Source organism: Alcaligenes sp. SJTW-7 (genome assembly GCF_047716895.1).
GTDB classification, from domain to species: domain Bacteria; phylum Pseudomonadota; class Gammaproteobacteria; order Burkholderiales; family Burkholderiaceae_B; genus Alcaligenes; species Alcaligenes ammonioxydans.
In genome coordinates this window covers 1,119,164-1,135,654 of sequence record NZ_CP136682.1, presented here as the reverse complement: position 1 = coordinate 1,135,654, position 16,491 = coordinate 1,119,164, and the positions used below count along the sequence as shown (strand labels likewise).

Annotated in this window: 9 protein-coding genes; 3 read left to right on the top strand and 6 right to left on the bottom strand. The window is 57.6% G+C overall.

The window, feature by feature from the left end; all coding sequences use genetic code 11:
- The first annotated feature begins 68 nt into the window (after positions 1-68).
- Together RSQ48_RS05020 and RSQ48_RS05015 are read left to right on the top strand one after the other, a co-directional pair.
- On the top strand, positions 69-2,417 hold the full coding sequence (locus tag RSQ48_RS05020; RefSeq protein ID WP_415302188.1) for a Tex family protein: 2,349 nt from the start codon (positions 69-71) through the stop codon (positions 2,415-2,417).
- Between the two features lie 3 nt (positions 2,418-2,420).
- Positions 2,421-2,933, top strand: coding sequence for a hypothetical protein (locus tag RSQ48_RS05015; RefSeq protein WP_003802506.1), 513 nt, complete (start codon positions 2,421-2,423; stop codon positions 2,931-2,933).
- 249 nt (positions 2,934-3,182) lie between these two features.
- Here RSQ48_RS05015 and RSQ48_RS05010 read toward each other — a convergent pair whose 3' ends face one another.
- The 5 genes from RSQ48_RS05010 to RSQ48_RS04990 form a co-directional block, all read right to left on the bottom strand.
- Positions 3,183-4,505: a tryptophan--tRNA ligase gene (locus RSQ48_RS05010; RefSeq protein WP_003802508.1), complete on the bottom strand. Its 1,323-nt coding sequence runs from the start codon at positions 4,503-4,505 to the stop codon at positions 3,183-3,185.
- A 74-nt stretch (positions 4,506-4,579) separates the two neighbouring features.
- Entirely contained in the window at positions 4,580-5,671 is a 1,092-nt protein-coding gene (zapE, locus tag RSQ48_RS05005; RefSeq protein ID WP_003802510.1) for a cell division protein ZapE, read from the bottom strand.
- A gap of 217 nt (positions 5,672-5,888) precedes the next feature.
- Entirely contained in the window at positions 5,889-7,316 is a 1,428-nt protein-coding gene (lpdA, locus tag RSQ48_RS05000; protein ID WP_003802513.1) for a dihydrolipoyl dehydrogenase, read from the bottom strand.
- A 163-nt stretch (positions 7,317-7,479) separates the two neighbouring features.
- Positions 7,480-8,694, bottom strand: coding sequence for a 2-oxoglutarate dehydrogenase complex dihydrolipoyllysine-residue succinyltransferase (gene odhB, locus RSQ48_RS04995; protein WP_003802515.1), 1,215 nt, complete (start codon positions 8,692-8,694; stop codon positions 7,480-7,482).
- Between the two features lie 34 nt (positions 8,695-8,728).
- Positions 8,729-11,596: a 2-oxoglutarate dehydrogenase E1 component gene (locus RSQ48_RS04990; protein ID WP_003802517.1), complete on the bottom strand. Its 2,868-nt coding sequence runs from the start codon at positions 11,594-11,596 to the stop codon at positions 8,729-8,731.
- A gap of 520 nt (positions 11,597-12,116) precedes the next feature.
- Between RSQ48_RS04990 and RSQ48_RS04985 the strand changes: the two genes are divergently transcribed.
- Positions 12,117-14,411, top strand: a complete 2,295-nt coding sequence (locus RSQ48_RS04985) for an NADP-dependent malic enzyme (RefSeq protein ID WP_003802519.1) — start codon at positions 12,117-12,119, stop codon at positions 14,409-14,411.
- A 257-nt stretch (positions 14,412-14,668) separates the two neighbouring features.
- Here the strand turns inward: RSQ48_RS04985 and RSQ48_RS04980 are convergent, their stop codons facing one another.
- Complete coding sequence (locus RSQ48_RS04980; protein WP_003802522.1) at positions 14,669-16,432, bottom strand: L-lactate permease; 1,764 nt, start codon at positions 16,430-16,432, stop codon at positions 14,669-14,671.
- Positions 16,433-16,491: the final 59 nt, after the last annotated feature.

The window sequence follows — 16,491 nt, the reverse complement described above, 5'->3', positions numbered from 1 at the left end:
CGCTGCCGGTCTTTATGGCAAAATGCGGCGCTTGCAGACCCTTTTACAACGATGGACCCATAACTGAAATGACTGTGGAAACCCTCGCCCAGCAACAGGATCACCAACAGATTCTGGCGCTACTGGCCTCTGAACTGAACATCCGCATCCAACAAGCCGCCGCCACGGTCGAGCTCTTGGACAACGGGGCCACGGTCCCTTTTATTGCCCGTTACCGCAAGGAAGCCACCGGTGGCCTGGACGATAATGTCCTGCGCGATCTGGAAGTGCGCCTGATCTATTTGCGCGATATGCAATCGCGTCGTCATGCCATTCTGGAATCGATCCGCCAGCAAGAAAAACTGACGCCCGAGCTGGAACAGGCCATTTTGGCAGCGGACACTAAGCAGCGTCTGGAAGACTTGTACGCCCCTTACAAGCCCAAGCGTCGCACCCGTGCCCAAATTGCCCGCGAAGCGGGTCTGGAGCCGCTGGCAGACGCCATTCTGGCCCAAAAAGAGGCCGATCCACTGGCCCTGGCCGAAGGCTACCTGAATGCCGAGGCCAAAATCGACACAGCCAAGGCCGCTTTGGACGGCGCCCGCGACATTTTGGCCGAGCGCTTTGCTGAACAGGCCGATTTGCTGGAAGCCATGCGCGACTATCTGTGGAAGTCCGCCCACCTGTACTCCAAGGTTGCCGAAGGCAAGGAACAGGAAGGTGACAAATTCCGCGACTGGTTCGACTTTAACGAAGCGCTGCGCCAACTACCTTCTCACCGCGTACTGGCTTTGTTGCGCGGTCGTCAGCAAGGTGCGCTGGACCTGCGCCTGGGCCTGAACCCCGAACAGGATCAGCTTTTGCCGCACCCTTGTGTGCTGAAAGTGGCGGAACTGACCGATATTGGCGCTGACTTTTCCGCCGACGCCAGCCCACGGGATCACTGGTTGGCCGAGGTCTGCCGCTGGACCTGGCGCGTCAAGTTGCTGACGGCGTTTGAATCCGAGCTGATTGGTCGTCTGCGCGAACAAGCCGAGCAGGAATCCACCCGCGTGTTTGCCGCCAACCTGCGCGATTTACTCTTGGCCGCCCCCGCGGGCAATAAAGCCATTCTGGGCCTGGACCCTGGCATTCGTACCGGCGTCAAAGCCGCTGTGATCGATGCCACCGGCAAGGTACTGGATACCGCCACCGTCTACCCCTTTGAGCCTCGTCGCGACCGCGAAGGGGCAATTCGCACCCTGGCCGGTCTGGCTACCCGTCACCAGGTTGAACTGGTAGCCATTGGCAACGGCACAGCGTCGCGTGAAACAGAAAAACTGGTGGCCGACCTTCAGTCGGCCTTCCCGCAACTGCCACTGACCCGCGTGGTCGTGTCCGAGGCAGGGGCATCGGTGTACTCTGCTTCGGAAATGGCTGCCCAGGAATTTCCTGATATGGACGTCAGCCTGCGTGGTGCCGTCTCCATCGCCCGCCGCCTGCAAGACCCCCTGGCCGAGCTGGTCAAGATCGACCCCAAATCCATTGGTGTCGGGCAGTACCAGCACGATGTCAACCAACGCGAGCTGGCCCGCAGTCTGGATGCGGTAGTCGAGGATTGTGTGAACGCAGTCGGGGTGGACGTGAACACTGCTTCTGCTCCCCTGCTCGCCCGGGTTTCGGGGCTGAACAACACTCTGGCCAAAAACATCGTGACCTGGCGTGACGAGAACGGGGCTTTCCAGAGCCGCAAACAATTGCGCGAAGTACCCCGATTCGGCGAGAAAGCGTTTGAGCAGGCAGCGGGCTTCTTGCGTATTCCCGGCGCAGCCAACCCCCTGGACGCGTCTGCCGTTCACCCCGAAGCCTACCCGGTTGCCGCTCGTATTCTGGAGCGCTTACAGGCCCAGGCCAGCGATGTCATGGGTAAATCAGGCGCCCTCAAAGGCCTGTCTCCCTCGGACTTTACGGATGAGCGCTTTGGTTTACCCACCGTGCGTGATATTTTTAACGAAATTGAAAAGCCCGGTCGTGACCCACGCCCTGAATTTACAACCGCCAAATTCCAGGAAGGCATCAACTCCCTGAATGACCTGACGCCCGGTCTGATTCTGGAAGGCGTGGTCACCAATGTGGCCAACTTTGGTGCCTTTGTGGATGTGGGTGTCCATCAGGATGGCCTGGTACATATCTCCGCCCTGTCGGACACCTTTGTGAAAGATCCACGTGATGTGGTTCGCGTAGGTCAGACGGTTAAGGTTAAAGTCCAGGAAGTGGATGTAGCCCGCAAGCGTATTGGTTTGACCATGCGCCTGAACGACGACAGCGCCCCGGTGCGTGGTTCCAGCAACACAAGCAACGCTCCCCAGCGCCGTTCCGGAAACAATCGCCCCAACCGGCAAGCTGAACCGGCACCAACAGGTGCCATGGCAGCGGCCTTTAGCAAACTTCGGAGATAAGCCATGACTGAGACCGAGCGCCTTTCCCAACTGACGCGTCTGCTCAATCTGCTGACCGGATTTGATCAGGAGGAGCAGGAGATTGCAGCCATCAGCCAGACCGTTCTGGCTGCCAGCGCCAGTACAGCGGCGATGGGTGAGGCCTATGGCAAGCATGCCCAGAACCTGATGGAACATGATCCGGATGGCGCTCTGGTCCTGGCCATCAGCTACGAGCTGGATGACTATCTGGCACTAGCCGATACCGTCGATGAGCTGTGGGAAGAGATTCTGGCCGCTTTTGAAAGCCGGGACCTGCCCGCTTTTCCTTACGACGACATGCCTTTCCAGGATGTGGACGGCTTTTTTCAGTGGGCGAATGAACAGTTGCAGGAGTTTCACCCCTCCTACTGTCTGCTGGAGTTTGCCCAGAGCTATGACGAGGAGTTCCAACTGATCGTCGTCAAACGTGAGCACCTGGACGAAATTCTGACGCTCTGCGAGCAGCTGGACATACCAGCCCAGGCGGCAGAATAAAGACTAGCTGCACAATCTGAACAAAAGTAGCGAGCCCTGCGTGAGCATTCATGCAGGGCTCGATGTTTTGCGCCAGGCGCACATCACTCCCAGCCCTGGCTGAACCTCACCCTCGTCAAGCGCTTTTATGCCCATGCACCAGTGGCTTGAGGCGTTGGCTCGTCAGGACGAGACATAAAACCCGACATCAGGGCAGCTGCAGACTCCATCCCAAGGAGGGATCAACCCTGCAGCGCATCATCCCTGCTGCTAGTCTCGCATCGAGTCCAAAGCGGCGTGGACGGCGTCACGCTGATCAACCGATACCCGCGCGACTTCTTCCCCTGCGCAATGAATCTGCAGTTCCGAGCCCTCTTGCCTGACCACCTCATCAAATGCCGCCGTCTGCAAGGCCTTGATCGCTACACCGGCCTGCTTGGGGTCCGCATAGGAGCGGGACAGAAACAAGGCTTGACCCGCAGCGTCTTGCAGGCGGAAACGGAAAGTACCATCCTCATCGCGGAAGTTCACGAAGCGAGCTTTGCGAGCCTTGGATTCCGTTTTGACGGCCGTCACGCTCAATGGGTCACGCAAGCCAACCGCGGCTTTCAATTCATGGATAAAAGGCGTTGCATAGGCACGGGCCTTACGGGCGCCAACTTGCAACAGGTCTTCAATGTCTTGAGGACGAGCCATCAGGGCTTCGTAACGATCCCTCATGGGAGCAATCATGGCTTCCAGCAACTGGTGCAAGGCATCCTTGGCCTCGCCCCAGGCCATGCCCTCGATCAACTGCTGCCGGAAGGCTTGAGTCTGCTCGGGTGTCGCAAATGCCTTGTACAAGGCTGTCAGGTGCGAATCATCCGGATCTTTAGGCTCGCCCGGGCCTTTGGAGTCCGTCACAATGCGGGCAATGGCTGCCTTCAATGCCTTGGCGCCACCTTCGAACAACGGGATCGTGTTGTCGTAGCTCTTGGACATCTTGCGCCCGTCCAGACCGGGCAAGAGTGCCACGTCTTCTTCGACCTGCACTTCGGGCAACACAAACAGCTCTTGGCCACGACCATACAGATGGTTGAAGCTCTTGGCGATATCACGGGCCATTTCCAAATGCTGGACCTGATCGCGGCCCACTGGCACTTTGTGTGCATTGAACATCAAAATATCGGCCGCCATCAGCACGGGGTAGCTGAACAGCCCCATGGTCACGCCATCATCAGGCTCGGCCCCCGCCAGCTCATTCTTGTCCACGGCGGCTTTATAGGCATGGGCACGGTTCATCAGGCCTTTGCCGGTCACACACCCCAGCATCCAGGCCAGCTCTGGAATCTCGGGAATATCAGATTGACGGTAGAACGTTACTTTTTCCACATCCAGGCCGCAGGCCAGCCACGTCGCGGCAATCGCACGGCGCGAGATGGCCACGCGCTCTGGATCGTCGCATTTGATCAGGGCATGGTAATCGGCCATGAAGAAAAAGGCGTCGACATCGGCTTGTTGGCTAGCACGGATGGCGGGACGAATCGCGCCAGCATAATTACCCAGATGTGGAATACCGGTTGTGGTAACACCGGTCAGTACTCGTGTCGTCATGATAAAAAATACGCTTATAAAACTACGTGTCAGGGTCAGGAATCAGGTGCCCGGGCCAGGGCCGCACCCCATTCCTACAAAATAACTGCCTGGCGCCGTTCTGACTCCAGGTACTCGCGCGATTGCATTTCCATCAACCGCGAGACAGTACGGTGAAATTCATTAGCCATGGGGCCGTCCACATACAACTGTTCCTCGGGCACCGCCGCGGACATAATAAACTTGACCTTGTGGTCGTAAAAAACATCGACCAGCCAGGTGAAACGCCGTGCGGCAGAAGCATCACGGGCCGTCATACGGGGAACATCGGACAGGATCACAGTCTGGAAACGATTGGCCAGTTCCAGATAGTCGTTCTGTGAGCGTGGGCTCACGCACAGGGTTTCGAAATCGAACCACACGGCCGAGCCGGACAAGGCCACCGCTTTCACATCCCGATTTTCGATACTGAGCACAGGCTCTTGAGGAGCCGTGTCAGACAGGGCGGTGAACATGGATTGCAGCTCTGCGGTGGTCTCCGGCCCCAAGGGCGTCAGATAGGTTTTCACCTGTTCCAGCGCACGACGACGGTAATCCACGCCGGTATCCACGTTCATGATATCCATGTTCTTCTGGATCAGCGCAATGGCGGGCAGAATGCGGTCGCGGTGCAGACCTTCCGGATACAGCGTGGAGGGCTCGTAGTTGGACGTCATCACAAAGGATGTGCCGCGCTCGAACAAGCCCAGCAGCAGCTTGTACAGAATCATGGCGTCAGCCACGTCCGAAACATGGAACTCGTCAAAACAGATCAGGCGATAACGCTTGGCGATACGTTTGGCGACCTCGTCCAGCGGGTCGCTCATGCCCTTGACCTGATTGAGCTCTTTGTGCACGCCGCGCATGAATTCATGAAAGTGAATCCGGGTTTTACGCTTGAGCGGCACTGTCAGGTAGAAAGCGTCCATCAGGAAGCTCTTGCCACGTCCTACGCCTCCCCATAAGTACACCCCACGCGGCACCTCCGGGCGGGAGAACATACGGCGCAAGGCGCTGGATCGCATCTTGCGATAGGCCACCCACTCGTCGTAATAGCGTTGCAGCCGCTCAATAGCCTGCTCTTGCGCCTGGTCGGCACGGTAGCCTTTTTCTGCTAGGGCCTGATGGTAATACTCGCGAACATTCATAGCACTGAAAATAAAAGAACCTGTCCAGGACAGGTAGTGATCTGCCAGCCTGCGCTGCGGCCCGCCGCAGCACGGCTATTAAGGCAGGCCCTGAGCCTTGCAGCGCGGTCACTATCACACACATGCCAGCCCTGCCAGACTGACGTGAACAGCCTTTGGTGGCGAAAAAAAGGGCGAGACTGTGCCCGCCCTTTTCCCACAACACCCTGAAAGTCTATCAGAAGTTCAGAGCGCGCTTATCCACTGCGAGAGCCGCTTCTTTCAGAGCTTCGGACAGGGTTGGGTGTGCATGGCAAATACGGGCGATATCTTCGGATGCGCCACGGAATTCCATGATGGCAACTGCTTCAGCCACCAGTTCGGAAGCCACAGGACCCACAAAGTGTACGCCCAAGACCTCATCGGTCTTGGCATCCGCCAGAACCTTCACAAAGCCGGTTGTATCACCCAGTGCGCGGGCACGGCCGTTAGCCAGGAAGGGGAAGCTGCCAGCGCGGTAAGCACGGCCGTCCGTCTTCAGTTGCTGTTCGGTCTTGCCAACCCAGGCGATCTCGGGCGAGGTGTAGATAACCCAAGGCACGGTGTCGAAGTTGACATGCGGCTGCTGACCAGCCAGACGCTCGGCCACGGCCACCCCTTCTTCTTCCGCCTTGTGCGCCAGCATAGGACCACGAACCACGTCACCCACTGCCCAGATACCGGGCAGGCTGGTCGCGCAATCCTCGTCCACAATCACAAAGCCACGCTCGTCCAGCTTCAGACCGATGGTTTCCGCGCCCAGGCCGGCGGTGTTAGGAACACGGCCAATGGAGACGATCAGCTTGTCGGCTTCCAGTTTTTGCTCGGCGCCAGCTGCATCCACGTAGTTGATGGTGACCTGTTTGGCGGACTTTTTGATTTCGCCCACTTTCACGCCCACGTTGATCTTCAGACCTTGTTTGGTGAAAGCCTTCAATGCTTCCTTGGCAACGTCGCGATCTACAGCGGACAAGAACTCGGGAGCCCCTTCCAGAATGGTCACTTCAGCACCCAGGCGACGCCACACGCTGCCCAGCTCCAGACCAATCACGCCGGCGCCAATCACGGCCAGCTTCTTGGGTACCTTGGGCAGACGCAATGCGCCATCGTTGGACAGAATTTGTTCTTCGTCGAACTCGGCACCGGGCAAGGCACGGGCCGAGCTACCGGTCGCAATGATGACGTTTTTGGCAACCAGCTCTTCAGCATTGGCACCGGCTACGTTCACGGACCAGCCGCCATCCACTTTGGCGCCAAAGGAGGCGGTGCCGTGAAAAAAAGTCACCTTGTTCTTTTTGAACAGGTACAAAATGCCATCGTTGTTTTGCTTGACGACCACATCTTTGCGACCGATCAGCTTGTCCAGGTTCAGCGATACGCCCTTGACGTCCACACCGTGCTCGGCCAGGTGCAGATTGGCGTGCTCGAAATGCTCAGACGATTGCAGCAAGGCCTTGGAAGGAATGCAACCCACGTTCGTGCAGGTGCCGCCAGGAGCGGGCTTGCCTTCAGCGGTCGACCAGGCGTCCACACAAGCAACGCTCATACCCAGTTGAGCCGCACGGATGGCGGCGATGTAGCCACCAGGGCCCGCACCAATCACGACAACATCAAATTGCTTAGCCATAAAAAAAATCCCATAAATGTGAAAAGGCACACTGGACCGTCTGCGAGTCAGACGGGAAGCAGTCAGGCCGGAAAAACCAGCCCCCAGGGCCTTAAACAAAGCCGGCCAAGGCTTAGAAGCAAGCACTTGGCCGTAAACATACTAGACCGGAACGACCACGTGCTTAGACGTTCAACAGCAAACGCTGTGGATCTTCCAGGGCTTCCTTCATGGCCACCAGACCCAGAACGGCTTCGCGGCCGTCGATGATGCGGTGGTCGTAGGACATGGCCAGGTAGTTCATGGGGCGAACCACGATCTGACCATTTTCCACAACGGCGCGATCCTTGGTGGCGTGAATGCCCAGAATGGCGGACTGTGGTGGGTTGATGATGGGAGTGGACAGCATGGAGCCGAACACGCCACCGTTGGAGATCGAGAAAGTGCCGCCTGTCATCTCTTCCAGAGTCAGCTTGCCGTCACGAGCACGGGCGCCGAAATCAGCAATCTGCTGTTCGATTTCAGCAATGCTCAACTGGTCGGCGTTGCGCAGGATAGGCACCACCAGACCGCGTGGGCTACCAACCGCTACACCAATGTCAAAGTAGCCGTGATAGATGATGTCTTTGCCATCTACCGAGGCGTTCAACACGGGGTACTTCTTCAAAGCAGCCACTGCGGCTTTCACGAAGAAGGACATGAAACCCAGCTTGACGCCGTGCTCTTTCTCGAACTGGTCTTTGTACTTTTTACGCAGATCCATCACCGCCTGCATGTTGACTTCGTTAAACGTAGTCAACATGGCGTTTTCGGACTGCGACTGCAACAGACGCTCGGCGATACGGGCACGCAGGCGGCTCATCGGTACGCGCTGTTCTGGACGACCATCCAGGGACAGGGTAGGAGGAGCCACGGGAGCGGCGGCAGGCTTGCTGGCGGACGCGGTGTTGGCTTGCAGTGCGTCACCCTTGGTGATGCGACCGCCACGGCCGGAGCCTTCCACGGAGCTGGCTTCCACGCCTTTTTCAGCCAGGATCTTGGCGGCCGCAGGCGATGCTACGGACGATACCGATGCAGCAGGAGCGGCGGGAGCGGCTGCAGGTGCAGCCGCAGGAGCGGCTTCAGCGGCAGCGGCTGGAGCGGCAGCGCTGGCCTTGCCTTCGGTGTCGATACGAGCCAATACATCACCGGAGGTCACGGTGCTGCCATTGGCTTTGACGATCTCGCTCAGCACGCCCGAGGCAGGGGCGGGAACTTCCAGCACGACTTTGTCGGTTTCGACTTCGATCAGGATTTCGTCAGCCTGGACCATTTCACCAGGTTGTTTTTTCCACTCCAGCAAAGTGGCTTCGGAGATGGATTCAGAGAGTTGGGGAACCAGAACGTCGGTAAGTGCCATGATTATATTTTCCGTATTTAAAATTTTGGGTGCGTTATTTGGTCAGCATGAAGCCTTTGCGAGCGCCGAAAGCCTGCTCCAGCAGCGCCTTGTGCTGTTCCTGGTGCTTGGCCAGGTAGCCTACGGCGGGCGAAGCGGACGCGGCGCGGCCGGCGTAACCCAATTTCTGACCTTCGCTCATGTTCTCGTAGATGTGATGCTGAACGTAGAACCAGGCACCCTGGTTTTGAGGCTCGTCCTGAACCCAGATCACTTCCTTGGCGTTGCTGTACTTGGACAGCTCTGCCTGGAAGGCCTTGTGAGCAAAGGGGTACAACTGCTCCACACGGATAATGGCAATGTCGCTGCGCTCTTGTTCCTTACGGGTGTTGACCAGGTCATAGTAGATCTTGCCCGAACACACCAGAACGCGCTTGACAGCGGCTGCATCAATGGCCTGATCCGTTTCACCGATCACAGGCATGAAGTGGCCTTCAGCCAGATCGCTCAGTGGCGACGTGGCGTCTTTGTTACGCAGCAAGGACTTGGGCGTCATGATGACCAAGGGCTTGCGGAAAGGACGAATCATCTGACGACGCAGAACGTGGAAGATCTGGGCGCCATTGGTAGGCTGGACAACCTGAATATTGTTGTCTGCACACAGTTGCAGGAAGCGCTCGATACGAGCCGAAGAGTGCTCCGGACCCTGACCTTCATAACCGTGTGGCAACATCAAGGTCAGACCGCAATGACGCCCCCACTTGGCTTCACCCGAGGTAATGAACTGGTCGATCACTACCTGAGCGCCGTTGGCGAAGTCACCGAACTGGGCTTCCCAGATGGTCAGGATATTGGGTTCTGCCGAAGCATAGCCATACTCAAACGCCAACACGGCTTCTTCGGACAGAACCGAGTCGATCACCGTAAAGGACGCCTGGCCCTCGGAGACATTCTGCAAAGGAATATAGGTGCCGTCGTTCCAGCGCTCACGTTTTTGATCGTGCAGCACGGCGTGACGGTGCGTGAACGTGCCACGACCCGAGTCCTGACCGGTGATACGGATGGCATAGCCATTGTTGACCAGGGTGGCAAAGGCCAAGTGTTCGCCCATGCCCCAGTCAACCTGTGCCTCGCCCCGTGCCATGGCACGACGGTCGTTCAGCATGCGGTTGACCAGCGGGTGAACGGTAAAGCCCTCGGGCACGGTGGTCAGTTTTTCGCCGATGCGGGTCAGCTCGGACATGGGCAGTGCGGTATCCGCATGGTCTGTCCATTTTGCGCCCAAGAATGCAGACCAGTCCGTAGCGTACTTGTTCTTGTAATCGGTCAGAACCGGTTCCACCGTCCGTTTGCCGTCTTCCATCAATTGACGGTAGGCTTTAACCAGATCTTCGGGCTCGTTCTCGGACAACACACCCTGCGCAACCAGCTTGTCAGCGTACAGCTTGCGCGTGCCATTGTGCTGACCAATTTTCTTGTACATCAGCGGCTGGGTCATCGAGGGCGTATCTTGCTCGTTGTGACCCAGTTTGCGGAAGCAAACGATGTCAATCACCACGTCGTGCTTGAACTCGCGACGGAAATCCAGTGCCAGCTGAGTGACGAACACCACGGCTTCGGGGTCATCACCGTTAACGTGGAAAACAGGGGCCTCAATCATCTTGACCACGTCGGTGCAATACAGTGTGGAGCGTGTATCGCGTGGGTCAGACGTCGTGAAACCAATCTGGTTGTTAATAACGATGTGCAGGGTGCCACCGGTACCGTAACCACGGGTCTGGGCCAGGTTCAGTGTTTCCATGACAACGCCCTGACCGGCAAACGCCGCATCACCGTGAACCAGTACGGGCAGAACCTGACTGCCGTCCTCGTCGCTGCGACGATCCTGACGTGCGCGCACCGAGCCCTCGACCACGGGATTAACAATTTCCAGGTGAGAGGGGTTAAAAGCCAGAGACAGGTGTACTGGACCGCCGCGGGTGGACAGGTCGCTGGAGAAACCGTTGTGGTATTTCACGTCGCCGTCGGTCAGACCTTCAGCGTGACGACCTTCAAATTCGGCAAACAGGTCGCCGGGCATCTTGCCCATGATGTTGACCAGCATGTTCAGACGACCACGGTGGGCCATGCCCACGATGATTTCCTGAACGCCGTTCTCGCCTGCGTGATTGATGACTTCATCCATACATGCGATGAAGCTCTCGCCACCTTCCAGGGAGAAGCGTTTCTGGCCGACGTATTTGGTGTGCAGGAAGCGCTCCAGGCCTTCGGCTTCGGTCAACTGCTGCAAGATGTTGCGTTTTTGCTCAACGCTGAAAGAACCTGTGCCGTGCACCGACTCCAGACGCTGCTGAATCCAGCGCTTGACGACCGGGTCGGAGATATACATGAATTCTGCGCCCACCGAACGGGAATACGTATCACGCAAGGCCTTGAGCATGTCGCGCAGCGTCATGGTGTCGGCTTTGGTGAAGTAGGTGTTGGTGGCGGAGTAGACCTGATCCAGATCCGCTTCGGTCAAGCCGTAAAAAGCGGGGTCCAGCTCGGGAATGTTGGGACGTTCCGAACGCTTCAGGGGGTCCAGATCAGCAATGCGTGCGCCCAGGGAGCGATAAGCCGCGATCATGGACTGGATGGACACTTGCTTCATGGCAACGGTCAGATCCGGTGCCTGCGCGCTGGTCAGGAAGGCATTGGCTTTGGCACGTTGCGCGAAGGACTCGACGATAGGCGCGTGCGCTTGATCGCGGGTGCTGTCGCGGCCGTCAGTAGCTGGCTGATGCTGCAGTTGATCGAAGTACTCGCGCCATTGGTCGGCGACGGAGCCCGGATTGTCGAGGTAGGACTCGTAGAGTTCTTCGACGTAAGGAGCATTGCTCCCGAACAGATAAGAGTTACTGAGCAGTTCTTTTTGCGATGACATTATTACGCTTCACCTATCCGAGTGTTTCACTCGTGTTGAGATGCAGGAAAACCTTCCGCGACACGGACCTCGCCGGTTAGCGGATAGCAGGAGCAGAAGGCAACGTGGGACGCCTTATACAAGCCGTATTGATCTAGTATAACGCCGCACACAAAAGGCGCAATTAATGACATCTAAAATGCTTGGGGACTGCACCAGACCGTTGGCATTAACAAACACATCGATCTATCACGCGGACGGATTCTTACAAAAGAAGCGCGCCAAATCATGATTGACGCCCCTTGCCTGCCCCACATGATGGAAAAATTCCGATATGCTAAACGGGTGCAGCAAGTACGCGCGTCGCCGGCCTCTTTTCCACCAAACCGAGCCCAGCCTGCCCTTGGTCACCTTGAGGCAGGCAACAAGCGTTGCCATGACATATGCTGCCTATAACAAATCAGCACCTACCTGGTGTCTGTATTTCTTATAAATTAGATTCACTTTTACACTAGAAAATCCTATCAGGAGCTTTACCAAAATGGATGCCAACGCCGATCTGGCCAAACTTGCGCTGGACTATCACGCGTATCCCACTCCCGGGAAAATCTCGGTGGTCCCTACCAAGACCCTAGCCAATCAAGATGACCTCTCGCTAGCCTACTCCCCCGGCGTCGCATCTGCTTGCATGGCCATCCACGCCGAAGGCGAAGAAGCCGCCGCCAAGTACACCTCGCGCGCCAACCTGGTCGCCGTGGTCACTAACGGGACGGCGGTACTGGGCCTGGGCAATATCGGCCCTCTGGCCGCCAAGCCCGTCATGGAAGGCAAAGGCTGCCTGTTCAAGAAATTCGCTGGCATCGATGTATTCGATATCGAATTGAACGAAACTGATCCCGACAAGCTGGTCGACATCATTGCTGCGCTGGAACCCACTTTGGGTGGGGTGAACCTGGAAGACATCAAGGCCCCCGAGTGCTTCTATATTGAAAAGAAGCTGCGCGAGCGCATGAGCATCCCCGTGTTCCATGATGACCAGCACGGCACTGCCATCATTTCGTCCTCCGCTGTTCTGAACGGCCTGAAAGTCGTCAACAAGAACATCGCCGACATCAAGCTGGTTTGTTCGGGCGCGGGCGCTGCCGCCATTGCCTGCCTGGACTTGCTGGTTGCCCTGGGCGTGAAGCTGAGCAACATCTTCGTAGCTGACTCGCGCGGCATCATCTGGAAAGGTCGTGACGAGAACATGGAGCCCAACAAGGCTCGCTACGCTCAGGAAACCGACGCCCGCACACTGGCTGACGCCATGGTGGGCGCTGACGTGTTCCTGGGTTGCTCGGCCCCTGGCGTACTGTCTGCCGACATGGTCAAGACCATGGCCGACAAGCCCCTGATTCTGGCGCTGGCCAACCCCGAGCCCGAGATCCGCCCTGAAGTGGCCAAGGCTGCCCGCCCTGACTGCATCATCGCCACCGGCCGCTCGGACTACCCGAACCAGGTCAACAACGTATTGTGCTTCCCCTTCATCTTCCGTGGCGCCCTGGACGTTGGTGCCAGCGTGATCAACGAAGAGATGAAGCTGGCTTGCGTGAAAGCCATTGCCGAACTGGCCCAGGTCGAGCAAAGCGACGACATGGCCACCGCGTATGGCGGCGAAGATCTGCGCTTCGGGCCTGAGTACATCATTCCCAAGCCGTTTGACTCCCGCCTGATTGTTCAAATCGCTCCGGCCGTGGCCCAGGCTGCGATGGATTCTGGCGTTGCCGCCCGCCCCATCGAAGACATGGACGCCTACCGTCAGAAGCTGATCGCCATGACCTACCACACCGGCCCGCTGATGCGTCCGTTGTACATGCAGGCCAAGGCTGCACCCAAGCGCATCATTTACGCTGACGGTGAAGACGAGCGCGTCCTGCGTGCTGTCCAAACCGTGGTGGACGAAAAGCTGGCTCAGCCTATTCTGGTTGGCCGCCCCAGCGTCATCGACATGCGCGTCAAGAAAGCGGGTCTGCGTCTGGAAGCCGGCAAGAACGTGCAAATCGTTGATCCTGAAGACGACGATCGCTTCACCGAAACCTGGACCGCCTACTACAAGCTCAAGGCACGTGAAGGCGTCACGCCGGACATCGCCAAAGCCATGATCCGCAAGCACAACTCGCTGATCGGCGTGATGCTGCTGCAACGGGGCGACGCGGACGGCATGATCTGCGGTGTGGCCAGCAACTACGACAGTCAGCTCAATTATGTCGAGCAAGTCATTGGCCTGAAGAAAGAAGCCCAGACTTTTGCCGCCATGAATGTGCTGATGCTGCCGACACAGACTCTGTTTGTGTGCGACACCCACGTCAACGAGAACCCCACCGCCGAACAGGTCGCCGACATGACGATCCAGGCCGCCGAGGAAGTTCGTCGTTTTGGCGTAGTGCCACGCGTTGCCCTCTTGTCGCACTCGAACTTTGGCAGCCGCCAGACCGAGTCCTCGCGCAAGATGGCCAAGGCTCGTCAGATCCTGGCTGAACGCGCTCCTGACCTGGAAGTGGACGGCGAAATGCACGCTGACTCCGCCCTGTCCGAGAAGATCCGCCTGAAAGCCTTCCCCGACAGCACGCTGCGCGGTTCGGCCAACTTGCTGATCACTCCTAACCTGGACGCCGGCAACATCACGTACAACATGCTGAAGATGACAGGCAGCAACGGTGTGGCCATGGGCCCCATCCTGCTGGGTGCGGCTCGCCCCATCCACATCCTGACCACCAGCGCCACGGTGCGTCGCATCATCAACATGACCGCTCTGGCTGTTGTAGATGCTCAGCAAGAAGCTCAGCAAAACAGCTAAACCTGTTTAGCTAACTGAAAACCGGATGCCGCTTTAAGCCGCATCCGGTTTTTTTTGGAGTGTCGCTGGACTGAAAACGATCAAAACAGACGTTGTCCTCAACAAGGCCTACAGGCTAGGCCAGAAACCCGTGTCTGCAGGCAATTCATCCACTGCTTCAAAAGACACGGCACGCAACAAAAAATGCCGCTCCCCACTCAAAGGGACTTACCGTGCTGCCGCCCTGCCCCCCCCCAGAGGGGGGGAGGACAGAGCTCTCAAGCCATAGCAGGAGTCATCTGCCGTCCACGAGACAAACTCAAGCCACCAATGGTCAGTGCCAGGAAAATGGCAGCGGCAATCCACCAACCCATCGCCCCGGTAATCAAGGCCTGGCCAATCAGCCCTGCCTGAATGACGTAATACACCATGGGGATCAGGGTCTTGCGGACAATTTCCCCCTCACGGCCCAGCATGCCGACTACCGCCCCGGCGGCGACCACGTTATGAACACAAATCATGTTCCCGGCGGCCCCACCGACTGCCTGCAATGCAACCACAACAGCGGACTGGTCGATATTCAAACCAATCTGCTGTGCCGTAGAGAACTGGAAGTAGGAGAACATCATGTTGCTCACGGTATTGGAGCCTGCAATAAATGCGCCCAAGCTGCCCACCCAGGGCGAAACACTGGGCCATGCATGCCCTACCGCGGTGGCCGCTCCTTGCGCCAGCACCAGAGGCATGCTGGCGATAGAACCATCTGCCGCAGCCGAGTTGATGAACACCTGAACCATAGGCACGGCCAGCAACAAGGCAGGCGCTGCACTACCCATGGTGCGCAGCGAGTCTTTGACCCCCACCACGTACTGCTGGCCACTCATGCGGAAGATGGCGATACATGCCAAGGACACCACAATCAGGATTGCCCCCGGTGAGAACAACAATTGCGCCGATGTGGAAATACCCGTGCCGAAAATGCCTTCAATTCTGATGGTCGCGGACGGACCGGTAAGCCAGGCCTTAACGGCAGGAAAAGTGCGGGTAACGATCAGCAGCAAGACCACCAGCACATAGGGCGAGAACGCCCTCAAAACGGAAAATCGTTGCGGCGCCTCCGTATTGTCCATGGCAACCGTGCCCAGCCAATGAGAGGGCCATTGACTGCGATCGGGAAAATCAAATGTCTTACGTGGCGCAAACCATCCTTTCCGCGCCGCTGTCACGCTCAGCACCAGTCCCACCATCGCGCCCAACATCGACGGAAACTCGGGCCCCAGAATGACGGCGATCAAATAATAAGGAACCGTGAAGGCCAGACCCGCAAACAGAGCAAACTTCCATGCACCCAGCCCTTCGGCAAAGGAGCGGCGCTCACCAAAGAAACGGGTCAGCAGACCGCAGAGCAACAAGGGAATCACAAAACCGGTCAGAGCATGGATCAGAGCCACATTCTCGACAATCTGCTGCAAATACTCCATCGGCTGCATGGGCGCAATGGCAGCGGCCACGTCAGCTTTGTTATCAATGCCCGAACGCACGCCGACCAGCATAGGCGTGCCGACTGCGCCAAAGGACACCGGCGTGGACTGAATGATGAGTACGGACATGACGGCAGCCATGGCCGGAAAGCCCAGCGCCAGCAGTAAGGGCGCCCCTACCGCGGATGGCGTGCCAAACCCAGAGGAGCCTTCGATCAGGGAGCCAAACAGCCAGGCCACAATAATGACCTGAATGCGACGGTCGGGCGACACATCCATAAAGCCCTGCCGAATCGCTTTCAAGGCACCGCCCACCTTGAGCGTATTCAAAAGCAGAACAGCTCCAAATACAATGAACAGCAAGGTCAAGGCGGTCACAATCCCGTTGACGGTAGCGGCTGCAATCACCGCGGTCTGGCTACCCCAGACAAACAAGGCAAGTAGAACCGTCACCAGATAAGCGGCCCCCATCGACAACTTGGCTGATCGTCCCATCACCACCATCAATAGAAAGACGACCAGCAATGGCGTCAGGGCCAACAAGGTGTATAAAAGACTCATCCCGGATTCTCCTTTGTGTGACTACATGTACGCAGGAAGCACTTCTGTTAAAGGACAAA